This is a genomic window from Streptomyces sp. NPDC023838 (assembly GCF_040639555.1).
In the GTDB taxonomy this organism is placed as follows: domain Bacteria; phylum Actinomycetota; class Actinomycetes; order Streptomycetales; family Streptomycetaceae; genus Streptomyces.
In genome coordinates this window covers 23,073-48,449 of the sequence record NZ_JBFAAD010000046.1, presented here as the reverse complement: position 1 = coordinate 48,449, position 25,377 = coordinate 23,073, and the positions used below count along the sequence as shown (strand labels likewise).

Annotated in this window: 19 protein-coding genes and 2 pseudogenes; 14 read left to right on the top strand and 7 right to left on the bottom strand. The window is 70.7% G+C overall.

The features are described 5' to 3' along the window. Nucleotides 1-148: 148 nt before the first annotated feature. Together AB0G17_RS33960 and AB0G17_RS33955 are read right to left on the bottom strand one after the other, a co-directional pair. Complete coding sequence (locus tag AB0G17_RS33960; RefSeq protein ID WP_361390957.1) at nucleotides 149-889, bottom strand: class I SAM-dependent methyltransferase; 741 nt, start codon at nucleotides 887-889, stop codon at nucleotides 149-151. A 237-nt stretch (nucleotides 890-1,126) separates the two neighbouring features. Then, nucleotides 1,127-1,420, bottom strand: coding sequence for a hypothetical protein (locus tag AB0G17_RS33955; protein ID WP_361390955.1), 294 nt, complete (start codon nucleotides 1,418-1,420; stop codon nucleotides 1,127-1,129). Nucleotides 1,421-1,610: 190 nt separating this feature from the next. Here AB0G17_RS33955 and AB0G17_RS33950 point away from each other — a divergent pair, with 190 nt between their 5' ends. The 9 genes from AB0G17_RS33950 (at nucleotide 1,611) to AB0G17_RS33910 (ending at nucleotide 9,229) form a co-directional block, all read left to right on the top strand. Further along, the gene (locus AB0G17_RS33950) at nucleotides 1,611-2,657 is read left to right on the top strand and encodes a YihY/virulence factor BrkB family protein (RefSeq protein ID WP_361390953.1); all 1,047 of its coding nucleotides are present in this window, start codon (nucleotides 1,611-1,613) and stop codon (nucleotides 2,655-2,657) included. Nucleotides 2,658-2,777: 120 nt separating this feature from the next. Continuing rightward, the gene (locus tag AB0G17_RS33945; protein WP_361390951.1) at nucleotides 2,778-3,113 is read left to right on the top strand and encodes a hypothetical protein; all 336 of its coding nucleotides are present in this window, start codon (nucleotides 2,778-2,780) and stop codon (nucleotides 3,111-3,113) included. After that, nucleotides 3,110-3,376, top strand: coding sequence for a DUF4235 domain-containing protein (locus tag AB0G17_RS33940; RefSeq protein WP_361390949.1), 267 nt, complete (start codon nucleotides 3,110-3,112; stop codon nucleotides 3,374-3,376). The genes AB0G17_RS33945 and AB0G17_RS33940 overlap by 4 nt, the downstream gene beginning before the upstream one ends. A 151-nt stretch (nucleotides 3,377-3,527) precedes the next feature. Continuing rightward, on the top strand, nucleotides 3,528-4,139 hold the full coding sequence (locus AB0G17_RS33935; RefSeq protein ID WP_361390947.1) for a DUF6058 family natural product biosynthesis protein: 612 nt from the start codon (nucleotides 3,528-3,530) through the stop codon (nucleotides 4,137-4,139). Between the two features lie 272 nt (nucleotides 4,140-4,411). Further along, nucleotides 4,412-5,131 (top strand): hypothetical protein, encoded by a 720-nt coding sequence (locus AB0G17_RS33930; protein WP_361390945.1) that lies wholly within the window; start codon nucleotides 4,412-4,414, stop codon nucleotides 5,129-5,131. Nucleotides 5,132-6,135: 1,004 nt separating this feature from the next. After that, complete coding sequence (locus AB0G17_RS33925) at nucleotides 6,136-6,543, top strand: transglycosylase SLT domain-containing protein (RefSeq protein WP_361390943.1); 408 nt, start codon at nucleotides 6,136-6,138, stop codon at nucleotides 6,541-6,543. Nucleotides 6,544-6,771: 228 nt separating this feature from the next. Continuing rightward, entirely contained in the window at nucleotides 6,772-7,692 is a 921-nt protein-coding gene (locus tag AB0G17_RS33920) for an NADP-dependent oxidoreductase (protein WP_361390941.1), read from the top strand. A 723-nt stretch (nucleotides 7,693-8,415) separates the two neighbouring features. Next, a complete protein-coding gene (locus AB0G17_RS33915; protein WP_361390939.1) occupies nucleotides 8,416-8,754 on the top strand; it encodes a MerR family transcriptional regulator in 339 nt (112 codons plus the stop codon). A gap of 271 nt (nucleotides 8,755-9,025) precedes the next feature. Next, nucleotides 9,026-9,229 (top strand): cold-shock protein, encoded by a 204-nt coding sequence (locus tag AB0G17_RS33910; RefSeq protein WP_030224583.1) that lies wholly within the window; start codon nucleotides 9,026-9,028, stop codon nucleotides 9,227-9,229. A gap of 89 nt (nucleotides 9,230-9,318) precedes the next feature. On the opposite strand, the gene AB0G17_RS33905 is transcribed toward AB0G17_RS33910, so the two are convergent. Then, nucleotides 9,319-10,770, bottom strand: a complete 1,452-nt coding sequence (locus tag AB0G17_RS33905; protein WP_361390937.1) for an amidase — start codon at nucleotides 10,768-10,770, stop codon at nucleotides 9,319-9,321. 162 nt (nucleotides 10,771-10,932) lie between these two features. Here AB0G17_RS33905 and AB0G17_RS33900 point away from each other — a divergent pair, with 162 nt between their 5' ends. The 3 genes from AB0G17_RS33900 (at nucleotide 10,933) to AB0G17_RS33890 (ending at nucleotide 16,491) form a co-directional block, all read left to right on the top strand. Further along, on the top strand, nucleotides 10,933-11,196 hold the full coding sequence (locus AB0G17_RS33900) for a hypothetical protein (RefSeq protein WP_361390935.1): 264 nt from the start codon (nucleotides 10,933-10,935) through the stop codon (nucleotides 11,194-11,196). A gap of 127 nt (nucleotides 11,197-11,323) precedes the next feature. Beyond that, on the top strand, nucleotides 11,324-14,881 hold the full coding sequence (locus AB0G17_RS33895) for a caspase family protein (protein ID WP_361390933.1): 3,558 nt from the start codon (nucleotides 11,324-11,326) through the stop codon (nucleotides 14,879-14,881). Between the two features lie 5 nt (nucleotides 14,882-14,886). Next, nucleotides 14,887-16,491, top strand: a complete 1,605-nt coding sequence (locus AB0G17_RS33890; RefSeq protein WP_361390931.1) for an amidase — start codon at nucleotides 14,887-14,889, stop codon at nucleotides 16,489-16,491. A gap of 89 nt (nucleotides 16,492-16,580) precedes the next feature. On the opposite strand, the gene AB0G17_RS33885 is transcribed toward AB0G17_RS33890, so the two are convergent. Then, nucleotides 16,581-17,093, bottom strand: a complete 513-nt coding sequence (locus AB0G17_RS33885; RefSeq protein WP_361390959.1) for a hypothetical protein — start codon at nucleotides 17,091-17,093, stop codon at nucleotides 16,581-16,583. 210 nt (nucleotides 17,094-17,303) lie between these two features. Beyond that, nucleotides 17,304-18,414, bottom strand: a pseudogene (locus AB0G17_RS33880) (hypothetical protein); the annotation flags it as partial. Nucleotides 18,415-18,782: 368 nt separating this feature from the next. Here AB0G17_RS33880 and AB0G17_RS33875 point away from each other — a divergent pair. Further along, nucleotides 18,783-18,923 (top strand): annotated as a pseudogene (locus AB0G17_RS33875) (SAM-dependent methyltransferase); the annotation flags it as partial. 67 nt (nucleotides 18,924-18,990) lie between these two features. On the opposite strand, the gene AB0G17_RS33870 reads toward AB0G17_RS33875, so the two are convergent. Both AB0G17_RS33870 and AB0G17_RS33865 read right to left on the bottom strand, forming a co-directional pair. Further along, complete coding sequence (locus AB0G17_RS33870; protein WP_361390929.1) at nucleotides 18,991-19,782, bottom strand: polysaccharide deacetylase family protein; 792 nt, start codon at nucleotides 19,780-19,782, stop codon at nucleotides 18,991-18,993. A 249-nt stretch (nucleotides 19,783-20,031) separates the two neighbouring features. Beyond that, complete coding sequence (locus AB0G17_RS33865; protein ID WP_361390927.1) at nucleotides 20,032-20,979, bottom strand: helix-turn-helix domain-containing protein; 948 nt, start codon at nucleotides 20,977-20,979, stop codon at nucleotides 20,032-20,034. A gap of 91 nt (nucleotides 20,980-21,070) precedes the next feature. Between AB0G17_RS33865 and AB0G17_RS33860 the strand changes: the two genes are divergently transcribed. Further along, nucleotides 21,071-25,288 (top strand): S8 family serine peptidase, encoded by a 4,218-nt coding sequence (locus AB0G17_RS33860; protein ID WP_361390925.1) that lies wholly within the window; start codon nucleotides 21,071-21,073, stop codon nucleotides 25,286-25,288. Nucleotides 25,289-25,377: the final 89 nt, after the last annotated feature.

Sequence of the window (25,377 nt, the reverse complement as noted above, 5' to 3'; positions counted from 1 at the left end):
TACGAGGGCTCTCGCCCGGCGCGCCGAGAGCACGCACCAGACGCCGCCGGACCGCCCTTCGGGCGACGACGGGAATTTGACGACAGGCCCTAGCCGTCCGGCTCGGCAGTGTTCCGCGACGGGCAGGGGCACGGACCGGTGGCCGGCCTCAGGCCGGCTTGCGCCATACGGAGATGTGCTTCGCGGAGTCCTGGGTGAACAGTGCCCCGTGCCAGTCCGCGACGCGACGTTCCAGCTCAAGGCCGGCGATCCGGGCCATCAGGTCGAGCTCTGAGGGCCAGGCGTACCGGTGCCGGGAGCTGTCGCGGCGGTAGTGGCCCTCGGCGCCGTCGCGCGTGAAGTGGTGGGAGACGAGAATCTGCTCGACGAGGTCGAAGGTGTCGAAGCCGAGATGCTGTTCGGAGACGTCGAACGGCACCGCGACCTGGCCGGGAGGCAGGAACCGCAGCGGCGGTACACCCAGCTCGATGACGAACCGGCCGCCGGGCGCCAGATGACGCGCGGCGTTGCGGAAGCATTCGACCTGCTCGTCCTGCGTGAGCAGGTTCGTAATCGTGTTGTAGACGAGATAGACCAGGGTGAACTCGCCGGGGACGACGGTGGTGGCCATGTCCCCGATCGTTACCGGGAGCGTGGCCTCGTCGGTCTTGCGCCGCAGGACCGCGGCCATGTGCTCGGACAGTTCGATGCCCGCCACCCGCACGCCGCGTTCGCGGAGCGGGACGCCTACTCGTCCGGTTCCGATGGCGAATTCCAGAGCCCGGCCGTCTCCGGCGAGCTCGGCAAGGAAGGTGAGAGCCGGTCCGAGGACGGCGTCCGAGAACATCTCGGTCTCTTCGGTGTCGTAACGGTCGGCGGTCGCGCGGGTCCAGAGCTCACTACTCGTCACGGACAGCCACTTTGCCGAGCGCCGAGGGGAGTTGTCGACGCATTTACCTTCCGGTGCTCCGGCGCCAGAATTGTTTGCGGCCCCACCAGAAGTGCTCTCAGGGACTCGCCCCTGGACCGGCGTGTGGACCTCGCCACCACCCGGGACGCCGGGCCGCAGGTGGTGGCTCACCCGATGAAGCCCCCCGGCCCGCCGAAACCGGCGGGACCGCGGGGGCTGGGGCACCGGCCGCCGAAGTCAGCTGGTCACCACGTTGAACGCTTCGTAGATCTTCGGCTCGGCCTCCGGCATTCCGGCCTCGCGCATCAGGGGGGCGAGCTTCTCCCCGAACTTCTCGAACGCCTCCCTGGACTCCCAGACGTCCGTCACGAACCACCCGGTGGGGCTGGGGCCGGTGGCGTGGGAGATCAGACCGGGCACCGGCCAGTCCGAGCGCTTGCTCAGGCCGGGGCCGCCGGTCATCTTGGCGGTGACCTGCTCGTACTGGGCCTGGGTGGCGCCGGGGATGTCGAAGACGATGATGATCGGCATGGGGTCCCTCTGTCGGTCGACTGCTGGGGCACTCCCAGCTGACCAGTAGCCGAGGCGGAACGCTCGTTCAGTTCGGCCGCCCGGAGCACACGTCGTCAGCCGTCGGCCAAGAGGTGTCCGCGGCCCGACGTGCGGGGGCTCCAGGGAACCTCTCCGATTGGACTCCCCGCTTCGGGCAATCCGTATCCGTATGAGAGTCCTGGGCAGGCGAAGGCACCGAAGCGAGGCGGAGAAGGCGCGGGAGAAGAGGCCGCGCGTCGGTCCCGGCCACCGGGTCGAAAAGGCCGAGCCGGACGAGCCCACCGAACTGCCCGCCGGCTCGTGGTGGTCGGTGCTGCGGCGCACCGGCAAGGAGCTCCTCGACGACGAACTCTCCGACCGCGCCGCCGCGCTGACGTACTACGGCGTACTGTCCCTGTTCCCGACGCTGCTGGTACTCGTCTCCCTCCTCGGCGTGATCGGCGAGTCCGCCACCAACTCGGTCCTCGACGACCTCCAACAGCTGGCGCCCGGCGCCGTGCGGGACCTGCTGAGCGAAGCCGTACTGCAACTGCGCGACAGCGGCGGCGGCAGCGGGGTGGTGGCGGCCGTCAGCCTGGCGGCGGCCGTGTGGTCCGCGTCGAGTTACGTCGCGGCCTTCATCCGGGCCGCCAACGCCGTCTATGACCTGCCCGAAGGCCGCCCGGTGTGGAAACTCACCCCTCTGCGGATCCTGCTGACCCTGGCCCTCATGATCCTGCTCGCCGCCAGCGCGCTGATCGTGGTGTTCACCGGTCCGCTGGCCGAGCGCGCGGGCGAGGTCTTCGGCGTCGGGCACACGGCCGTCGTCATCTGGTCCATCGCCAAGTGGCCCGTGCTGCTCGCCCTGTTCGTCGTGATGCTCGGCCTGCTGTTCTGGCGGGCGCCCAACGTCCGTGGGCCCGGCTTCCGTTGGCTGACCCCCGGCAGCATCGTCGCCGTACTGCTGTGGCTGCTCGCGTCCGGAGGATTCGCGCTGTACGTGGCCAACTTCGGCTCGTACAACAAGACGTACGGCGCTTTGGGTGGCGTCGTCATCTTCCTGGTGTGGTTGTGGCTGTCGAACCTGGCGATCCTCCTCGGCCTGGAATTCGACGCCGAGCTCGCCCGGCAGAGGGCCATCGCCGGTGGTCTGCCCGAGGACGCGGAGCCGTACGTCGAGCCGCGCGACACCCGCACATGGCCCCAGCAGCACGGCCCCGGGCAGGCCAGCTCCTGACCGCTCACCGCTCCGCGGGCGTTTGCGCTGCCCACACCGGGTGACTCGGCAGCGAGACCGGAACGGAACACGCCGGGCGGGCGCCCGGCGTGACACGCAACTGAACGAAAGGGCATACCGATGAGTTTTCGTGAGCACCAGACCTTGGTGGCCGCGCAGGCCGGGCTGGAGCAGACCCGCGACCGGCTCGGGGAGAGGGCCGGCCGGCTCGCCGCCAAGGCGGATGTGAAGCGGGCCCAGGACAAAGCCGTCGAGGTTACGGCCGGGGTCCAGCAGGCCGCCGCCAAGACCGCTCACGCGGTCCAGGAGCACACTCCCGAGCCTGTGCGGCAGACGGTGGCCAAGGTGGCGTGGGTGTGCCGCAGCCACACCAGGTCGGTCCTGGTGGCCGGTGCCGCCACCGCCGTCGGTGTGTTCGTACTGCGTCGGCGGTTCGCCCGCGAGGGCCGGTCGTGAACCCCGCCAAGCTGCTCTACAAGCCGATCGGCCTGGTGACGGGTGTGCTCGCCGGGGTGGTCGCGGGGCAGGCCTTCCGCGGGGCCTGGAAGCGCATCAACACCGACGAGGAGCCGCCCAAACCGCTGGACGAGGATCGGCGGTGGCCCGAGGTGCTGGTGGCGTCCGCCCTGGAGGGTGCCACGTTCGCGGTGATCCGGGCGGCGGTGGAACGAGGGGGAGCGACGGCGTTCCGCCGCTCGACGGGCGTCTGGCCCGGGTGAGCGACCGGGCCCGTTCCCTGCCTCTGCTGCGGGCGGGGTTCCTCGCGCGCTGGATGCATTCGATGGTTCGGTGAGTGCCGAACCGTCCCACCGGTAGCGTGCGGAGCCCTGTGCGGGAGAGGCCCGCGCGGGTGACGCGGAAGGACCCCCCATGGTGCAGACAGCGGTGCACACAGCCCTGAAGCAGCGACTCGCCGAGCGATTCCGCGAGGTCAACGGCGATCACCCGATGACCGATGCCGACGATACGTATGTCACCGCGCAGTTCGTTTCCCTGGAGGAACTGTGCGCGGTCCATGGCCGTGACAGTGACGCGGTCCGTCGGCTGATGCTGCGGCGGCAACTGCCGCTTCCGGGATATCTGCGCTCCGACGGTGCCGAGATGGTGCCGGCCGACCTGTTCGCGCTCGCCGACGCGGCGGGTGGCGTAGACCGGCTCGAAGCATGGTTCACCGCTCACTGGGCCGACCGGGTCGCCGGAAAGGCCGAGTGGAACGCGTATCTCACCGGCCAGTACGTGTGCCTGCGCTCGGTGACCCCGGCCTCCATCCAACGCAAGGATCACCTGACGACCGCGATCACTACCGCCGTGAACGAGCCGGACGCCGGTTCAGCGCAGTGGGCAGAACGGCTGCACGTTCTGATCGATGAACTCGACGCGCTGGAACCGGCGTTCACCTCCTACGATCGTCTCCGGTTCGGCGGGCCCACCTCCCGGGACACCTGCATCGCCGCGATGCGCACCCGCTTCCCGCGCCCGTGACCTGGTGCCATGACCGATGGCCGGCCTCGGTTGCGGTCGTCGTTCGGGGAGGCGGCCGTTCTCGGATGCACGCAGTGCTCGGCGGGGAAGCCATAGAAGCGTGTGGCCCAACGCTGAGTACGGCGGCGTCACCTCCAACGGCCGCGTCACCCCCAGCTGTGACCCCTTTGGTGGCCGCTCAGTGGCAGCACTGTGCGCTCGGTGATGGCCTGGGAGACGGGCCGACCGTAAGCGCACGGTCGGCCGAAGAGCCAAACCGAAGGAGCCTGTTCATGCGCTCTCATCACACGACCGTCCGCCGAGCCACACTCGTGGCCGCTGCCACGGCCGTCACGGCACTGCTCACCGCAGCAGCGAGCATCCCCGCTCACGCCGCCGCCGACGCTCACGGATCCGCCTCCGCCCGACATAACGCGGCCAGCACTTCTGTGGAAAACCTTGCCGTACGCGACACGGGCGACGACCGCACCGACCCCCCGGCCCCGCCGGCAGACCTGCCTCCGGCCAAGCAGCCCGCACAGGCGCAGTCGACCCAGCAGCAGCCGCAGCAGCCGTCCCAGGTCGAGCAGCCGAAGCAGCCGTCGCAGATAGAGCAGCCGGGTCAGCCCAAGCAGCCGCCGCAGGCTATGGAGCCGGGCCAGCCGAAGCAGCCGTCGCAGGTGGAGCAGCCGAAGCAGCCTTCGCAAGTGGAGCAGCCGGGTCAGCCCAAGCAGCCGCCGCAGATCCAGGAGCCGGGCCAGCCCAAGAAGCCGCCGCAGATCCAGGAGCCGGGCCAGGCCAAGCAGCCGTCGCAGGCTATGAAGCCGGGTCAGCCGAAGCAGCCGTCGCAGGTGGAGCAGCCGTCGCAGATCCAGGAGCCGGGTCAGCCGAAGAAGCCGCCGCAGATCCAGAAGCCGGCTCAGCCCAAGCAGCCCCAGCAGGCGCAGCAAGCGCCCCAGGTTCAGCAGCCGCCCCAGTGGCACATGTCTCCGCAGGGCAGCGCTACGCCCTGACCAGGCTCCCGACCCCTGTCCTTTACTTCAGCCATTAAGTAGCGGCGAGGGTTTCGCGAGCACAGTCATGTCGGGCTGGCGGGCGCGGTCTCGGTCTTGTCCAAGTGGTCTTACACCGCTGGGCGGGACACGTTGACGATGTCGGCGATCTACTGAAGGTCTCTTCCGGCTCGCTCAGAATTCTCGGGCGAGTGCGGGCTGATCTGCGATGAGATCGATTCGGCAGGCGCCCGCCGATCCACATGCACGCCGTACGGGTTCCAGGCCGCCGTTGGTGTTCGTGGGGCCGTGCATCGTCCGGTTCAGAAGGGGGAGGCGGACACGATTCGGTTGTCGGCATCACATGCCGATTCCCTTGCGCGCGCTGCGATGGGCTATGCCCCGGCCGCGTAATTCTTCTCGGCGACGCGTCGGTGGGCGGTCGCACCCCGACGGACCGAACGCTGCCCGTGGCAGGTGCTGCCACGGGCAGTTTGCCGTGCCACGGGAACGATCGCGGCCAGCCTGAGGCGGACGGGCGCCTGGTCCGGCGGGCATGCCCAAGGTCAAGCCGATGGCACCGGACCTGTGAAGTGCAGCGTCCAGCCTCGCGAATCCCCCTGTTTCCGAGGTTTCCGCCTCGTTCAACCGGCACTCAAAAAGGGTACGTCCGGTTGCTGAGAGTGAGATCCGGGCGCCTGGAGGGTGACTCGCCCCATAGGACCCACGTCACGTACGAGCGAGGCTCGTAGTTCCCACAGGCCCCTGTGGCGCTGCCTCGTGTCCGCTCCCACCTGCACGGATCGCCCTGCGGTGGTCGTGGGGACGCTGGTCTCTGGCTGCGAGGCTCCCTAGTAAGAGGGGTCGTTGCCAGGCCGTGGGGACGTCGGTAGAACTGGATGAGTCGCCGGAGCGGTACGGGTGTTTCTCCCCGCCGCCAGACGAACCCCTCTCCCTCGCGTGAGTGGCTCACGCATGTCTTCGGCATGCCGCGACTGCCCTCGTCCCCTTCGGAAGGTCAGCCTGTGTCCAACTCCGTCATCCGCCGTATCGCCGCTTCGAAGAAGACCCTCGCGGGTGCCGTCGTCGCCCTCGGCGCCGCCGGTTCCATGCTCGCCACGGTGCCCGCCCAGGCGGCGGCCCCGACGAGCGCCAAGGCGATCGCCCAGCAGATGATCAAGGACCCTGCGCAGTTCCAGGCCTTCAGCAACATCGTGTCCCACGAGAGCGGCTGGGACCACACCGCCACGAACTCCTCCTCGGGCGCCTACGGCCTGGTCCAGGCCCTTCCGGCCTCGAAGATGGCTTCTGCCGGTGCGGACTGGAAGACCAACCCCGCCACCCAGATCAAGTGGGGCCTGGACTACATGAACTCCCGCTACGGCAGCCCCGTCGGCGCCTGGAACTTCTGGCAGACCCACCACTGGTACTAAGCCACCAGCGGTAGCAGACAGACATACGAAGACGCTCGGCCGGGATCACCCGGCCGAGCGTCTTTTGCGTATGCGGCGGCCCGGGCGGGGCAGGGGCAGGCAGGCGGCTGGGTCCCTGCGCGGCGGTCGGGCGGCGGATCGGATACGGCAGTCGCGGGGCTGCCGCCTTTCTGGGTGTATCCCGCTTGCCCGGGAATGGCGTGGGACGGGCTGCTGTTTGTGCTGATCATGAAGGCAATTGCGCTGGAAAAGTACGGTTCTGCTGACGACCTGCGGCTCGTGGATCTGCCCGATCCCAAGGTGGCGCCCGGCGAGGTCCTGATCAGGGTGAAGGCGGCCGGGGTCAACCCGGTCGACTGGAAACTGGCCGCCGGATACCTCGATCCGATCATGGAAGTCGCCTTCCCGCTGATCTCGGGATGGGACGTCTCGGGCGTGGTGGAAGCGGTCGGCCTGGACGTGCCCGAGTACCAGGTGGGAGACGAGGTCTTCGCCTACGCGCGCAAGGACTGGGTGCAGCAGGGCGCGTACGCCGAACTCGTCGCCGCGCCCGTCCGCTGTGTGGCGCGTAAGCCCGCCGCGCTGAGCTGGGAAGAGGCGGCGGGCGTGCCGCTGGCGGGGCTGACCGCCTACCAGTCGGTCCAGCGGGCGGGGGTGACGGCGGGCGAGACGGTGCTGGTGCACGCCGCCGCCGGTGGTGTCGGGGCGTTCGCCGTGCAGATCCTGGTGGCCCTCGGCGCCCGGGTGATCGGCACCGCAAGCGAGCGGAACCACGAGTTCCTGCGTGGGCTCGGCGCTGAGCCCGTGACGTACGGGGACGGCTTGGAGGAGCGCGTACGCGCGCTCGCACCGGAGGGTGTGGACGCGGCGCTCGACTTCGTCGGGGGCGGGGTCGTCGATCTGTCACAGGCTCTGCTCAAGCAGCGGGAGCGCATCGTGTCCATCGCAGACCAGACGGCTGTCGAGAAGGGCGGGCACTCGCTCTGGGTCCGTCCGGTCAGCGAGGACCTGACCGAGCTCGCACGGCTCGCGGATGCCGGGAAGCTCAAGGTGAATGTCGAGCGGACCTTCCCGCTGGCCGAAGCGGCGGATGCCTGGCGCCTGAACCAGGAAGGCCGGACCCGGGGCAAGATCGTTCTCACCGTCTGACATCGGGTCCGCAGGCGTCCTGGAACTGCTGCTCCGGCAAAGCGCATCGCGCGGGGCGCAGCAGACCGGACTGGGCCAGGGCGCGGTGAAGGCCCGCATCCCCTCCGCCGCTGTTCGAGGCCGATTGCCTCCCTGTCGGGCACGAGAAAATCTGTGTTGGCCGGAGTAGACATTGGGCTGTGTCGTGGTTAGGGTTTCTCTCGTAGCCCAAAGGGAAGCAAGGCCTGGCAGAGATGAACTGCCGGTCAGCAGGACAAGCAGGTGCAGTTCGCAGGACGGCGCGGTGGCGGAGTTCCGAAGCCAGGTTGTTGCAGGAAGGCGACGGGACTGGCGACCGGGCCGGGCGGCCCGCAGTGATCAGGGGCCGCCATCAGCGGGACCGCGCTCATGGCAGTGGCGGTACCCGCGAAGTGCAGTACGCAGTACCCAGCAGTAAGCAGTACCCGTAGGAAGAAGTTCATCACTGAGGGAAAGAACGGAGGAACCCACGCCATCAGGATCACCCGGGCGCACGTAGGCCCAGGTACCGCAGGACATCGACAGTGAGGTGGTCTCCGGTCAAGCAACCAGGATCCCCGCGCACCCGGCAGCATTTCGGTCGGGTCAGCGGAAACAGAAGGCCCGCGCAACACCAGGGCCGGCAGATGGTGTAACAAGTTCCTTCGGGGCCCTGGTGCCGTACGGCATCAGGGCCCCTCGACGCGTTCCATGAGAGAGGTGCAAATGACCGCAGACACTTCGTTCGACCGTCTCGATGACGACGACTACCCCGCCTACACGATGGGCAGGGCCGCCGAGATGCTCGGCACCACCCAGGGCTTCCTCCGCGCCATCGGCGAAGCCCGCCTGATCACCCCGCTGCGCTCGGAGGGCGGCCACCGCCGCTACTCCCGCTACCAGCTGCGCATCGCCGCCCGCGCCCGGGAACTCGTCGACCACGGCACCCCCATCGAGGCCGCCTGCCGCATCATCATCCTCGAAGACCAGCTCGAAGAAGCCCAGCGCATCAACGCCGAGTACCGCAAGGCCGCCAAATCGACGAACGCGGAGTCCGTGGACTGAGGAAGCAGGCAGCAGGAACCCGCCGGGCACCGTCGGGTCCCGCGCGCACATGGCGGGGTGTATGGCGGGGTGTGTCGTCCGAGTGGGTTGTTTCCTATGGTGACGGGGTGTGCGGGCGTGTAGCGTATGCGTTAGCTGTCGTGGTTCGGAAGTTCCCTTTGCCCACGCCTTCGGCGTGGGCGTTTTGCTGTGCTGTGCCGCAGGGACCAGGGCGATCACCTCCGTCTTCCGCATGGTGCGGGAGGCGTTCATCGGCTGGAAGGCATGAGACATGGCTACAGGAACTGTGAAGTGGTTCAACGCGGAGAAGGGCTTCGGCTTCATCGCCCAGGATGGCGGCGGCCCTGACGTCTTCGCCCACTACTCGGCGATCAACTCCTCGGGCTTCCGTGAGCTCCAGGAGGGCCAGACCGTGACGTTCGACGTCACCCAGGGCCAGAAGGGCCCCCAGGCGGAGAACATCAACCCCGCCTGACCTGCTCACCCGCCTCGGCGGAGCGCGACCCCCGATTCCTCGGTCTGAGGCGGGGGTCGCGTCAGTTTCCCTGAAGCGTGTAGTACGCCCTACCGCGGCGCCCGGAAGCCGCCGATCCTCTGCTCGAGCAGTTCGGCAAGCCGCAGCGGGGTGCGGTCCTCGAACATCGGGCCGATGAGCTGCACTCCCACCGGGAGGCCCTCGGGGGACAGGCCCGTCGGTATGGCCGTGGCGGGCAGGCCGGGCATGGTGGCCACACCGGCCCAGACGAGCTGGTCGAAGTACGGGTATTCGACGCCGTCGATGTCGATCCGGCGTTCCATCGAATAGGGGTTGTGGTCATGCGGGAACGCGGGGGTGGGGGTGATGGGACACACCACCGCGTCGAACTCGGCGAAGAGCTGCCGCCAGCCGTGGCGGTGGAGGTCGCGACGGCCGTTCGCCTCGATCCAGTCGCGGTGGCTGAAGACCATGCCGCGCAGCTGCGCCGCATCGAGACCCTGGTCGTCCGGGCTCAGTTCGGCGGCGCGGGTCCGCATCTGCTCGTACGCTTCGACGGGAAAACGCGCACCGAAGCCCGAAAACAGCAACTGCGTATAGAGCAGCGCGGCTTCGGTCAGGTCGGGCAGCAGTGAACTGTGCCGTTCGACGCGGGCGCCGGCCTCGGCAAGCGCGTCGGCCACCCGGTTCACGCCCGCCCGTACAGCGGACCCGGTCGGAATGAGCGGATGGTCGTCGAGGACCAGGACCCGGAAGTCGCCGAGCCGCTCGTGGCGCGCCGGAGGCAGCGTCAAGTCGTGCGCCACACCGAGCGTCAGCGGGTCAGGTCCCGCCATGACGTCGAGCAGCAGCACGAGGTCGCGGGCAGTGCGCGCCATCGGGCCGACGACGGCGAGGTCGAGGTCGGCCGGCAATGCCGGCGCGAGCGGCGGGACCATACCACGGGCCGCCACCAGTCCGAGTGTCGGCTTGTGTGCGTAGACACCGCAGAAATGTGCGGGCGTGCGCAGCGAACCGGCGATGTCGGAGCCGATGGACAGCGGGCCGAACCCGGACGCCAGGGCCGCCGCCGATCCGCCGGAGGATCCACCCGCGGTGCGACCGCGATCCCATGGGTTGTTGGTGGTGCCGTAGATCTCGTTGAAGCTCTGTATGTCTTGCAGTCCCACGGGCACATTGGTCTTACCGAGTATCACCGCGCCTGCTGCCTTGAGCCGCGACACCTGCACCGCGTCCTCGGCCGGCATGTAGTCCCGGTGCGGCGCCATGCCCCAGGTCGTGGGCAGCCCGGCGATGTTGTAGGACTCCTTGACCGTCACCGGGAGGCCGAGCAGCGGCCGGTCCTCACCGCGGGCGCGCGCCTGGTCGGCACCGCGCGCGGCGGCCCGGGCACGTTCGAAGTCCGGCACGCAGATCGCGTTGATCGCCTTGTCGTCCCGCTCGATACGGGCGATCGCCTCGTCGGTCAGCTCCGCCGAGGTCACTTCACCGGCGCGCAAGGCAGCCATGAGCTGTTCTGCTGTCTGAAGGTTCCACTCCATGAATCCGACCGTATCGGCCTCTGATGGAGGTCATGAAATGTCGCTTCACGCAACAGGCTGGGCGCCTGAATGCCCATCATGTTCCTCTCGCTCAAGGAAAGTTCGTCCGACAGGCGGGATTCGGCCCGGACGGCACAGGCCGCCCGGGCGCCGTCGGGGTGAGTGGCCGCCGCAGCCAACGCGGCCGCGAACCATGCCGAAGCCGAGGCCGCCGCCACCCACGCGGCCGCGCTGCGCACCGACACCCAGGCCGCCGAAGCCACCGCCCAGGAAGCGCGGGCCGGCGTCGCGGCCCATGAGGCCGCACGGCTGGCCGGGCTGGCCGCCTTCGAGGCCAACAACGCCCTCCAGGCAGCCAACCGCACCAAGGCTGAGGCCGGCCCCAGCCGTTCACGAAGGGTCCGTCGGCTCGCTGGCGGACCCTGACTGGGCCTGGGCGCCCTTGCCCTCTCCTGCGATACCCTCGCGCCCACGGGGAGCGGGGTGCCGGCGTCAGGGTCGGCAGGCGGGCGGCAAGAGGCCTCCGCTCGCGTGCCGGAGCGAGGGGACGGGTGTGAACGGAGGCGAAGCGGGCCGTCGGAGCACGGACGCGGGGCGGCGCTACCTGGTGTCCATCGGTGTCTCCCAGTACCGCTCACCGCGTCTGCCGGACCTTCCCGGCGCCGGGGCGGACGCGGAACGGATGGCCGGCCTGCTCGCGAACTTCGGGTACGAGCGCGTCCTCTCCGAACTCGGGACCTCTCCCACCACCGAGCAGCTGCGGTCCGGGGTGGTGCGCTGGACCAGGGAAGCCCGGCTCGGGCCGGACGACGTGCTGGTCGTGTATTACGCCGGCCACGGCGTCGCCGACGGGACGCGTCTGCATCTGCTCGCTTCGGACAGTGAACGGGGGCGCGCGTCCACGTCGCTGGCCGCCGACGACCTCACTGCCATGATCGCCGACAGTGGTGTGGGAAGCACCCTGGCCGTTCTCGACGTGTGCGCGGGGGGAGCCGGCGAGGAGGCGGGGGCCGGATGGGCCGCGCCCAGCCTCCATACGCGGTCGCAGGACAGCGCGTGTCACCTGGTCACGTACAACCGGAACACCGACGACAACGCGGTGTCCCTGGTCGCCGCCTGGACGTACGCGCTCGCCCATTCGTACGCCGGGCCGCGGCAACGCTATCTCCCCCTCGCCGACGTGCTCCAGGAGGTGCGCCGTCATCTCAGGGTCCGCGGGACAACTCCCGGACCCTTCTACGCCGGACACCGGGTGGAGGAGACGGAGGTCTTCTTCCCGAACCCCCGATATGTGCCGGACCTGCCGCCCGACACCCTCGACCCCGTGGGTGTGACCCGGCTGCGGCACGAGCACCGCGACCACTTCGAGCCGCGCGGCCGCGGCGTCGCGCACCCCGCCGAGCCGGGTGACTTCTTCGTGGGGCGGACGAACGCCCTGGCCCGGATCGCCTCCTGGGCGCGGGCGGCGCCCGGCGCGTCGCCGCTGGCGGTCATCGGCGGGCCGGGTACCGGCAAGACCGCCCTCCTGGGCCGGTTCCTGGCACTGACCGACCCCGACAGCCCGGCCAGGATGAACACCGCGCCCCAGACGCTGCCGCCACCGGGGCTGGCTGTCATCCCGCTCAGTGGCCGGGGCGTCAACGGGCTGCGGTCCCTGACCGCCGACCTGGCCGCGGCACTTGGCCGGCCCCCGGGCTCGGCCCCGGGAGCCGTGCTCGCCGCGTTTCGCGCGCGGACCGACCCCGTCGTCATCGTCCTCGACGGCCTCGACGAGATCGCCCCGTCCACGTATGACGACGAGCTCGCCGACTTCATCCGCTCGCTCGGCCGCATTCCCGCCGTGCGGCTCCTGGTCGTGACGCGCGCGGCTCAACTGGATTCACTGAGGCCACACGTCGAGGTTCTCGACCTCGACTCGCCCGTGTACCGGGACGAGGACGCCCTGCACCAGGTCGCCTACCGGCTGACTCGGGACCCCCGCCAGGTCTCCGCGATATTGGCGGAGTTCGACCGCGACGTCACCCGCCGTGAGGTGGGCCGCTCCTTCCTGATGGTTCACCTGCTGGCGGCGCGTGTGCTGAGGGCTGACGCCGTTCCGTCGAACGCAGGGCACCTCCCCTCGCTGTTCCAGAGCCTGATGATCCAACGCCTCGGTCGCGACGAGGCACGCTCGGAGCGCCTGCTGTCGCCGCTCGCCTACGCGCAGGGGGCGGGCCTGCCTCACGAACTGTGGGCGCCGCTGGTCGAAGCCCTCACAGGCGATGTGTGTACGCCCGAGGAGCTCCAGCGGTTCCGGGAGCGGGCGGGCACCCTCGTGGTCGACAGCACCAGGCCCGACGGCACCACCGTCCACCGGCTCTTCCACGTCGCCCTCGCTGAGTTCCTGCGGGCGCCCGCCGACGAGCGGGAGCAGCAGCGGCGCATGGCCCGGGGACTGGCCCGTCTGGTCCCGCGCAGGGCCGACGGGCGAAGCGACTGGGCCGCGGCGGACCCGTACATCCTCGAACACCTGGCCACCCACGCCGCAGCCGGCCGGATCCTCGGCGAAGTGGCGCGGGACAGTGCCTACCTGAGCCACGCGATGCCGGAGCCGCTGCTGCGGGCGCTGGCCGACAACAGCGCCGCCGGCCCGGCCACCGCGGCTCGCGCGGCCGAGGAGTCCTATGCCGCCGCCGACGAGGACGTGGCCGCTGACGCCGACGTCGACGCGGGCATGACCACGGATGAGGACCTGGCCACGGACGCCGAAGCGGCCGAAGACGCCGGCTTCGACCACAGGCTCGACGTCGGCCTCGCCGGGGTGACTGCCACCGAACTGGCCGCCGCCCGCGTCCTGTCGGACCGGCCCTGCGTCCTGGTCGTCGCCACCGAATGGTCCTCGGGCCGCGGCGGGCTGAGCACCTTCAACCGGCACCTGTGTGTGGCGATGGCGGCCGCGGGTGCCCAGGTCTTCTGCATCGTGCTGGACGCCGACGCCTCCGAGGTGACCGACGCCAAGGAGAAGGGCGTCACCCTGCTCACCCACCCCGGCGCGCCGGGAGCCCCGGACTACGGCCGGCTCACCCGGCGGCCCACCCTCCCGCACGGCACACAGCCCGACCTGGTCATCGGACACGCCCGCATCACCGGCCCGGCAGCCGCCCACCTCAAGGAGGACTTCTTCCCGTACGCCCGTCGGCTGCACTTCGTCCACATGGCGCCGGACGAGATCGAATGGCACAAGCTGGGTGACGGCGTCGACCGCGCCCGGCAGGCCGAGGAGCGCACCGAGATCGAGCGTGAGCTGGGTCTGACGGCCCACCGAGTGGTGGCGGTCGGCCCGGCGCTGAAACGCCGTTTCAGCAACGAGCTCTGGGGCGCGGGAGTTCCCGAACCACTGCGCCTGGACCCGGGTTTCGATCCGCCCACGTCCACCGGACCGGCCGGAGCGGGGGGTGGGCCGAGCACCTTCGCGCGCCGCAGACCCCCGCCGGACGGGCTGCACAAGGTGCTGTTCGTCGGCCGTACCGAGGACGTCCGGCTCAAGGGCGTCGACCTCGCCGCCCGGGCCTGCGGAATGGTGCACGAACTGCGGAGCAGAACGGCGGGGGAGCCGATCGAGCTGTTCGTCCGCGGCGCGCCGCCGGAGAAGGCCGATGAACAGCAGCAGCTCATCCGGGACTGGTCAGGCTGTCCCGGCCTGCGCGTGGTGGTACGCCCCTACTCGTCCGACCCGCGCAAACTGGAGTCCGACATGCTCAGGGCCGGGCTGGTGGTGATGCCGTCCCGCTCGGAGGCCTTCGGCCTGGTCGGCCAGGAGGCCATCCTGCGCGGCGTGCCCGTGCTCGTCAGCGACCAGAGCGGACTGGCGCAGCTACTGCGCGAGGAACTCCGCTCCAACGCCGATCCCTTGATCGTTCCGGTCACGGGCAACTTCGCGGACGACGCCGGGGAATGGGCCGCGCGGATCGAGAAGTGCCTGGTCGGCCGCGACGAGGAGTTCGAACGGATGCACACCGTACGCAGCCGTCTCGCCGCCTCAGTGACCTGGGCAGCCGCCGCCCGCCTGGTTCTGGCCGAGCTCCCGCCCGGGAGGGCTCTTGCGTCGGAGGGGAGGCATGTAGTGCGCTGACTCCTATGAGAATGAGTGGAGTTGGCGCACTGATCACTGCCCTGGTCGCGGGGTCGCTGCTGGCGGCCGCGCCGGGGTCCAACGCGCAGGACGTCAGCGGGGCGAAGACGCCGTCGCCCGGAGCGATGTCTCTTGAGGGGATCGACCTGGACACGGTGACGATCCCGGAGCTACAGGCGCGCAGGGACAAGGGGTCGCTGACGTCGTTGGCGCTGACCCGCGTCTATCTGCGGCGGATCGCAGCGATCGACCCGAAGATCAACGCGGTGCTGCATGTCGACCCGTCGGCCCTGCGGCAGGCCGCGGCCAGTGACGCCCGGCATCGCAGCGGCCGGCTGCGCGGACCGCTCGACGGCATCCCCGTACTGCTCAAGGACAACATCGGCACCCGGGACATGCCGACCACGGCCGGGTCGCTGGCACTGGCCGGCAAACCGCCCGGCGACGACGCCGCTCTGGTGACGCGGCTGAGGCAGGCGGGGGCGGTGATCCTGGGCAAGACCAATTTGTCGGAGTGGGCGAACTTCCGTGCGGCGAAGCCGACATCGGGGTGGTCGGCGGTGGGCGGGCAGACCCACAACCCGTACGTCCTGGACCGCAATCCGTGCGGATCCTCCGCCGGGTCGGCCGCCGCGCTCGCGGCGTCGCTGTCCCAGGTGGCGATCGGCACCGAGACCGACGGATCCATCGTCTGTCCGGCCGGGATGAACGGAGTGGTCGGCCTCAAGCCGAGCCTGGGCCTGGTGAGCCAGAGGGGAGTGGTGCCGATCTCCGCCGAGCAAGACACCGCCGGGCCCATGGCGCGCAACGTCATCGACACCGCGCTGGCGCTGTCCGTGCTCACCGGCGATCGCCGCCCGCCAGGTCTGACCGGGGAACAGGGGGCACTCCAGGGTCAGGGGGCGGGCCGTCAGGACGGATTGCGGGGCAAACGCATCGGGCTGTGGCGACTGCCCTCGCTCGGCCCGGACGTCGACGCCGTGATGACCCGTACCGCGGCGAAACTGCGCGACGCCGGTGCCGAGGTCGTCGACGTGACGCCCCCGTACCAGGACCGGCTGGCCGAGCTCGAATTCCCCGCGCTGCTCAGCGAGTTCCACCGGGACATCGACGCCTACCTCGGCACGCGCAACGGGCCCCGCGACCTGGCCGCGCTGATCGCGTTCAACCGCAGTCACCCCCAGGAGCAGACCTGCTTTGCCGGGCAGGAACTGTTCGAGCAGGCCCTCGCGGCCCCGCCCACCACCGACCCGAGGTACCGCGCCACACGGGCGGAGTTGACGGACCTGGCCCGGCGCTCGCTGGACGAGACACTGGCCGCCCACCGCCTGGACGCCATCGCCGCGCCGACGAACCCGCCGGCCTGGACGACCGACTGCGCGCGCGGCGACAACGACGTGATCCCGTCCTCCACCCCCGCGGCCGTCGCGGGCTACCCCTCGCTGTCGGTGCCCGCCGGATCCGTGGGTGAACTCCCGGTGGGTCTGCTGCTGATGGCCGGCGACCGGGAGGAGGCGGGGCTGCTGTCGCTGGGGGCCGTCGTGGAGCAGCGGTTGCGGGCCTGGCGGACACCGCGCTATCTGCCGTCGGTGGGCTCGGACGCTCGCTGAGTGGACCGCGTCAGAGTGTCAGACCGTAAAACCGTAAAACGGAGCGGAGCGGCCCTGCGGCCGGCACCCGGTCTGATAGGACAACGCCTTCAGCAGGTCCGCCGGTACGGGACATCGGGGAGGTAGGTGTGCCATGCGGCGGGCAGCAGGGGTCCTCCGGCGCGTTTGCACACCTGCGCGGCCAGCGTCTTCGCGGTGATCGCGTATTTCTGCGGTGGGGCGTGCGTGCCCGCCACGTACAGCGTCCCGCCGTCGCCGCTGAACGCCAGGGCCAGGGGCTCGTCGCCCGCAGCCGGGAGCGGGAGGCCGAGCGGGGACTGGGAGGCGGTGTCCCACAGTTGTACGGTCCCGGCCGTGTCCGCGACGGCGAGTGTGCGGGCGTCGGGGGAGAAGGCGAGTGCCGAGACCGGCTTGTTGGGGGTGGCGTCGCCCGCGCGGTGGAAGGCGCCGAGCAGTACGCCGAGCCGTCGGGTGGCGTCGCCGTTCGCGGCGATCCTGCGGGCCTCGGCCCGCACATGCTGCCTGTCGACGGTCTGCTTCTCCTGCCAGATCAGGGCTCCGGCGACGAGGGTGAGTACGACCAGTACCGCCAGTGCTGCCACGGCCGCTCGTCTCCGCCTGCGTTCCCGGGCCGCCGCCGCCCGGCTCGCCGTAAGGAACTCCCGCTCCAACCCGGTCAGTTCCGCCGTGTCGCCGTTCGCACCGAACCCTTTCCACGCGGCTTCCAGCCGCCCGCCCCGCAGGAGCACGCCGCGGTCACGGTGGTGGTCCTGCCACGCCTTGGCGGATTCGGTGAGCCGGCGGTGCAGACGGAGCCGGTCCCGGTCCTCGTCGATCCAGCCGTGGAGCCGGGGCCAGGCGCTGATCAGGGCTTCGTGGGCGAGGTCGATCCGGTCGTCGTCGAGGGTGAGCAGGCGGGCGCGGGCCAGCTTTTCCAGGACGGCGCCGGTGTCGCCGGGGCGGTCGGTCTCGGCTTCGTCCCGGGTGATGGGACGGCGGGTGTCGGGCGTCCCGTCTCCTGGGGTGATCAGCCGGAGGAGGATACGAGAGGGCGTGGGACATCAGCGGCAGGGCGCCCGGCTCGGTGCGGACGTCGTCGATCAGGCGGGTGCTGAGGGCGCGCTCGACGATCAAGCCGTGGGCGGCGGCGGGTTTGGTGATTGTCTCGCGCAGCTCGGTCGAGGCCATCGGTCCGACGGGCAGGGCTGCTTCACGCAGCACGTCGGTGAGGCCGGGGTGGCGCAGGCAGTGGGTATAGAAGTCGGCGCGCACGCCGAGAACCACGCGCAGGTGGCTGTCCGGGGTGCGGGCGGCCAGGATCAGGTCCAGAAACCGCTCCCGTTCGGCCGGGTCGGTTCAGAGGGAGAAGACCTCCTCGAACTGGTCGATGATCACAACAGCGTCGTCCCCGGCTTCTTCGGCTGCCTCGGTGTCGCGGGGGGTGAAGAGCTTTTCGTGCTCGCTGGCGGGGCGGGGGCCCGGTGTGCAGATCCGCAGGGCCGCGATGCGTAATCCGCCGGTGTCATCGGGGTGTTGGAGGCGGGGGATGAGTCCGGCGCGCAGCAGCGAGGACTTGCCGCTGCCGGACGGGCCGAGGACCACGCTCACCCGGTTCCGGACGACGAGGTCGAGGAGCCGCTCGCTCAGCGCGTCGCGGCCGAAGGGCAGGGCGCTGTCGCCCGGCTCGTAGCGGGCCAGCCCCCGGTACGGAGCAGGGTCGTCCGCCTGCTGTTCGGCGCGGGCGGCCGTGGTCGCGTACCGGAGCGCCTGCTCGGCCTCATGCCAGCGCGCCTCCCACGCGGCGCGGTCAACACAAGCGCCGCAGGCTTCCGCGTAGGCCAGGGCGACGGCGAGGGAAGGCAGTTTCTTCCCGGCGGCGGCCTGGGACAGGGCGGTGACCGAGTACCCCGCCTTGCGCGCCATGGCCCGGTATGTCGGTGAACCGGCCTCCTGCCGCAGCGTGCGCAACGCGTACGCGAAACGCTCGACCGCTCCCGCGGACGGGTCAAGCGGCTTCTCCCGACGCCCCACCGCTGTCCCCTCCCGCCTTGGGCGCTCACCGTGAGGCCACTCCAGCACGCGTGGCACGCCCGCAACAGCCGCTCACCGGCCAACCCCCTCCGCCCACAGCCCATACGGCTTTGTTCAGCAAGTACGAACACGGGCTGCTGAACAAAGCGACGGCTGCTGAAATCCCTGGTGTGAGTCCGAGGCCGGCGCCCACGGGGGTGGCGCCGGACGCGGCGCGGACCACACCGGACGGTCATGGTGGCCTGTGCTTCGGACAGTCGCCTGATCACCTCGCCGCCATGCTGCGCGAGTCCGGGTTGGCCGAGGTGGCCCGGATGGTTCGCGAGCCCCAGCCCACCGACCGGCGGCAGTTCCAGGAGATTCACCTGCTCGCCCGCAAAGCCCGGACAGAGCCCGTCTGACGGAACGCCCGACCGTATCCGTCCGCCTGCCGGTTTGGTGAGCCGCCATGCTCAGGGTGGCAGGGGCTCAGTGCACCGGAAAGCCGAAGGAGTAACCCTGCTCCTTGAGCCGGGGGAGGAGTCGGCGCAGGGCCGCGAGGGTCTGGGTACGGTCACCGCCCGCGTCGTGGAAGAGGACTGTCGGTCCGTTGGGAAGCTCCCGCTCGACGGTGGCGACGATAGCGTTCGTACCCGGACGCTCGAAGTCCTTGCTGTCCACGTTCCAGCCCAGCGGGCGCATGCCGCGGGAAGCGGCGAGCTCGCGGCTGTAAGGGGTGAACGCCCCGCCGGGCGCCCGGTAGTACATCGGCCGCACACCCCCGGACGCTTTGGTGATCATACGTTCGGCGTCGAGTACCTGCTGCGACTGATAGGTCTGGGAAGCCTTGTCCATGGCGGTGTTGTGCGACACCGAGTGGTCGCACAGCCGGTGCCCGTCCGCGACCACCTTCTTCACGAGGTCCGGGTGGGCCTGCGCCTGCGTCCCCACCATGCAGAACGTGGCCTTCACCCCGTACTTCCGCAGCAGGTCGAGCACCTGAGGGGTCCATACGGGGTCGGGGCCGTCGTCGATGGTGATGTTGATGCCACGCGCCCCCGCCTCCGACGCGTGCGCGATGGTCGCCGCGACCGGCTTGACGTCACTGCCCGGCGTGCCCGGCGTGCCCGGCGTGCCCGGCGCGGTCGCCTCGGGCGACGAGTCGCTCGCGGTACCGGCCTGCGCGGTCCACACCGAGGCACCGGTGGCGAGCAACGTCACCCCGAGCGCCGCCCCGGCCACCTTGCCGTACCAGCCCCGTCCGCCGCCATGCCGTGCCATGCCCGCCCCTTTCACACAGTCCCTCGCCGGTTCCCGGTCATCTTGCGACCACCTGGCAGGACGAGGAACGACGGCCAGGGGATGCGTCCGTTACCGATCACGGACAATTCCGTGAGAGTTCGCGGACAACTCTCTACGAACAGCGGCCGGATCCGTCCTGGTTGGCCCGCTCTCGCCCCCGGAACCGGCGCGCACCCGCCGCAGCCACGGTACCGACCATGTCGGCGTACGGCGGGAGAACGCGCGGCTTCAGATCCACCCCCGGCGGGCCGCGATCACTCCCGCCTGGAAGCGGTTGGCCGCGCCCAGCTCCTCGTGGAGGCGGCTGATCCGGCGTCGCATCGTCCGTACCGACCAGCCCAACTGGCGGGCGATCGCCTCGTCCTTGAGGCCGCCGACCAACAGGGTGAGCATCTGGCGGTCCTCCTCGTTGAGGGGGTCGTCGGCGGGGGCGTCCAGCGGGGTGGCCGTACGCCAGCAGAGTTCCCAGTAGTCGATCAGTCCGTCCAGGAGGGCGGAGGGGCGGATGACGGCCGCGCGTACCTCCGTGGTGAAGTCGAGGGAGAGCGGCATCAGGGCGAGGCGCCGGTCCGCGATGGCGAGTTTGATACGGAGACCGGGCAGGACGCGGGCCTGCTCGCCGTGGTTCACCAACTCGCGGATGTCGCCCAGTACGCCGGGCCATTCCAGGGCCTCGGGGGCGTACACCGCGCGATAGCGGACGCCACGGGTGAGGGCCGTCGCCTCGATCGGGTTGGAGGTGGTGAGTGCGTACGGCGGTCGGTCCAGCGTGATGACTTCCTCGCGCGCTTCCTGCTGCAGCTGTACGAACCAGCGGCCCAACGCCTCGCCTCCGGTGATGACTTCGACCTGTTCGTAGCTGCCCTGCTGGGCCGTGGTGAACAGGCGGGAGAGCTCGCCGGCGGCTGCCCGTACGCCGTCGAGGTCGGCGGTACGGGAGCGGACCAGGGACTCCAGGGCCGCGCCCGGCTCAATGGCCGCGTAGCGGCGGCGGGTTCCGGAGAGCCGCCCTACCAGGCCGTTTTCGCGCAGCCGGTCCAGGGCGCGGGCCACCCGCTCGGGGGAGCAGGACAGATCGTCGGCCAGCTCGGCGGGAGCGGCGGTGTGGCGGACAAGGATCGCTCGGTAGACGCTCTCGTCGAACGGGTCGATTCCGGCAGCGGTCAGCTGGGGCATGGCCATGATCCTGGCCCGTATGTGCCAGGGGCAGCAATGGGCCAGGCCAAAACATTGTCTGGACCACTGGATTCCGATTACTTGGTCCGGCATGACCCCTCGAAGAACCCTCACCGCCGCACTCGCGGTCGCCGTCCTTGGCGGCCTGCTGTCCGCGGTACCCCAGTCCGCCACCGCGGACCCCCACCAGGATCCGGAGCAGCGCGTCATCGTCACGCTGGCCGGGGAAGCCGCCGCGACCGGGAAGGGCGTTCTGCGCTCCGCCGACGCCCGGGCGATCGGCACGGACCGGGCCGCCCTCGCGGGCCGGCAGAAGGCGTTCCTCAACCGGGCGAAGGGCGCCGGGCTGCACGCCGGTTCACCACGCACGCTGAACCTGCTGCTCAACGCGGTCGCGGTGACCGTGAAGGCATCCGAGGTCGCCGCGCTGAAGCAGCTGCCCGGGGTGGCCTCCGTGGTCCCCGATGCCAAGATGCGCGTACTCACCGATGCGAGTGTGCCGCTGATCAACGCTCCGCAGGTGTGGCGGCGCAAGGACCCGGCGGGCAACAGCGCCGACGGCAAGGGCACCACCGTCGCCGTCCTGGACAGCGGGGTCGACTACACCCATCCCGACCTCGGCGGCGGCTTCGGCGAGGGCCACAAGGTCGTCGGCGGCTACGACTTCGCCAACGGCGATGCCGACCCGATGGACGACAACGGCCACGGCACCCATGTCGCCGGCATCATCGCGGGCAGGGCCGCCGAGCGGGACGGCGTCACGGGTGTGGCGCCGGGCGCGAGCATCCTGGCGTACAAGGTCATGGACGACGCGGGGGAGGGCTACACCTCCGACATCGTGGCCGGCATCGAGGCCGCGATCGACCCCGCCAATCCGCACCGCGCCGATGTCATCAACATGAGCCTCGGCGGCTACGGGGACGGCACCGACCCGCTCGGTGCGGCCGCGACCGCCGCCGTCAAGGCGGGCGTTGTGGTTGTCGCCTCCGCCGGCAACGAGGGTCCGGGCAGGGGCACCGTGGGCACTCCGGCCGCCGCCGACGGCGTCATCGCGGTCGGTGCCTCGATCAGCGGGCTGCGGATACCGAGCGCCGCCTACAAGGGCGGCGAGAAGATCCAGACGTACCGTGGTCTGGTCTCCGCGAATCCGCCTGCCAAGCCCGTCACCGTCGATCTCGTCGATGTCGGGCGAGGCACGGCGCAGGACTGGGAGCGGGCCGGTGACGTCAAGGGCAAGGCCGTGCGCGTCGACATGCTGGTGGCCCAGTCCTCGCGGGATCTGTACATGACCGAGATCGAGATGGCCCGCGAGGCCGAGCGCCACGGCGCGTTCGCCCTCATCGGCGGGCCGTCCGGGGGCGGCGGCCCGGTGTTCGCCGCACCGGCCCCGCTGTCGCAGGACCAACCCCAGGCCCCCTCCCGCGACGGCTCGATCCCGCTCGCCGCGCAGAACTCCCTCAAGGCCTCCGGCGACTCGCTGCGCATGGACACCATGGTCATGCTCGGCATGGACTCCACCCAGTACGCCGAGCTCGGCCGCCGCCTGGCGACGGGCAAGGTCGAGGTGACGATCAGCGGCACCGACGTCACCGACAAGATCGCCTCGTTCTCCTCGCGCGGCCCCGACCCGCGGTGGGACCTGAAGCCGGACCTGGTCGCACCGGGCTACCACATCCGCTCCACCATCCCCAAGTCGCTCTATGAGCCCGGCTATTACCGCATGTCGGGTACGTCGATGGCGGCGCCGCACGCCGCGGGCGCCGCCGCCCTGCTGCGCCAGCTGCACCCCGGCGAGAGCCCGGCCCAGGTCACCTCCGCGCTGGTGGGGTCCACGAAGCAGCTCAAGGACTCCGGGACGAGCACCGTCGGCTCCGGCCGCCTCGACGTCGCCGCGGCCGCCGACACGGCGGACACCGGCATCACCACGACTCCGGCCACGCTCTCCTTCGGCCTCGCCGACCTCGCCAAGCGCACGGTCGGCGGCAGCAAGAAGCTCACGGTGACCAACTCCGGCACCAGGGCCCGTACCGTCCGCCTGAAGGCGAGCGGCGAGGCCAGGGTCAGCCCGGACACCCTGCGCATCCCGGCGGGCGCCGGCGCGACGGCGACCGTGACGCTGCGGGCAGATCGCCCAGCCGGCGAAGCCGAGATCAGCGGCACGGTCACCGTCACCCCCGAGCACGCCACCGCACTGCGCGTCCCGTACCTCCTGGTCGTACGGCAGCTGTTCGTCCAGGCCGGGCCCGACCCGAGCGACGGCAGGTCCACCGCCGTCGTCTTCACTCCGGCGCCGCTGGCGAAGCCGCCGGTCCTGACCGTCACCCCGCCGCACGGCGGCCCGTACACCGTCGCCACCACGCTCCGCGCCGCGAACGTCTACCAGGCGGAGATCACCGGCCGCGGTGAGGGCGCCCACCTGGTGTCCGCCACCGGCCGGACCGCCGAGGGCAAGACACTGACCAGCAACCAGGACGGCTTCGAGGTCACCCCGGCGAACAGCCGCACGTCCCGCTGGCAGCCCGTCGGGCCCAACTCGGAAAGCGGCGACATCACCACCGCGCCGAGCGCCCCCGGCGCCGCCGTCCTGACCCAGTACAACAAGCCCGGCCCCTGGTCCACCCAGGACAACGGCGCCACCTGGCAGCAGCACACCCGGCTGCCGCTCGGTGACGTGGGCGGCCAGGCCTTCACTGTGATCGACCCGAACAACGCCAAACGCTGGTGGTACGCCGCCAACAGCAGATCCGGCATTCCCCGTACGGGCTCGATCCTGCGCACCCAGGACGGCGGCCGCACCTGGCAGACACTGAACACCCCCGACACGCACATCACCGACTTCCTCACCGACGAGGCGGGCAAGGCCCTCGTCGCCGTCACCGCCACCGACCTGCTGATCAGCAAGGACGGCGGCGACACCTGGGCCACCGAGCCCCTCGGCATCCCCGTCGACAACGTCTACGACGTGGCAATCGGCGGCGACAGCCTCTACTTCGCGGCGGGCAAGTCGCTGTGGAAGCGCGACGGCCTGTCCTCCGGCACCCTCGGCAAGGCCACCAAGGTGTACGAGCCCACCGGCGGCAAGGTCTCCGTCACCGTCGTCGCGGACAGCCGGACCGTGGCGGTGTACGAGGTCGGCTCCGGCGTCGTCGGCTCCTTCGACGGCGGCAAGACCTGGGCCACGCTCGACAACCATGGATACGGCGGTACGGGCCTGACCCTCACCGGCGGCGACATGTACATCGGCTACGGCAAGGACATCCGCGTCGGCCGCGACCACGGCCGCCGATGGAGCACCCTGCCGGCCGTCAACCGCGCCTCGACCACCTCCGACTTCGACCGCTGGGCCGACGGCACGCTGACCGTCTCCGCGGACGCCGCCGGTGTCTACCGGGGCACGGCGGACGGCAAGGACTACCGGCGCCTCGGCGTCCAGGGCGGCACCGTCAACTCCCTCGCCGTCAGCGGAAACCAGCTGCTCGCGGCCGGATGGCAGGGCACGCACCGCTCGCAGCTCCCGGTCTCCGGCGCCGAGTGGGGCACCACCGGCGGCGAAGGCATGATCGGCGTCGAGACCAGGCTGCTGCAGACCTCCGCCAAGGACTCACGGATCGCATGGCGGGTGCGCAACGGCGCCTGGGGCGACTTCCACCTGGAACGCAGCGGAGACGCGGGTGCCACCTGGGAGGAGAAGGGCGCGAGCAACGGCACGGTGTTCGCCATCGCGGTGCACCCCGCCGACCCCGACCGCGTGTATGTCGCGTACGCGAATCTTCTGGGCAGGGGCCTGTTCTCCACCGAGGACGGCGGCACCACCTGGAAGAACCTCCTCAACGACCAGACGTACTTCACCGCCGTCGCGGGCGACCCGAAGAACCCGGACCGGCTGTGGCTCGGCGCCCCCGACGGCCTCTACCGCTCGGACAACGGCGGCGACGACATCACCAAGGTCGCCGACGGACGCGTGGACACCATCGAGTTCGCCGGGTCGAAGATGGTGACCGGCGGCGACGCGATCAAGGTCTCGACGGACGGCGGGAAGACCTTCCGCACCGCCGACACCGGCAAGCTGCCGCTGCGCGTCAGCGACGTGCTGCAGGTGGGCGGCACCCTCTACGCGGCCACCACCAGCCACTGGGAGTCGGCCCTGCCGCGCGGGGGCCGAGGCGTCCTGCGCTCCACGGACGGCGGCCGCAGCTGGCAGAACATCTCCACCGGCCTGCAGAACCTCAACGCCACCAGCCTGGCGGCCGCAGGCGGCTGGCTGTACGTGGGCACGGTGCAGGGAGGTGTGCACCGCCTGAAGCTGTGACCGGGTAGGTAGGGGAGGGGTGGCTCGCCGGTACGAGGCGTGCCACCCCTTCCTGTTGTGGCGCGCCTCGTGGTGCGGATGGGCATGGC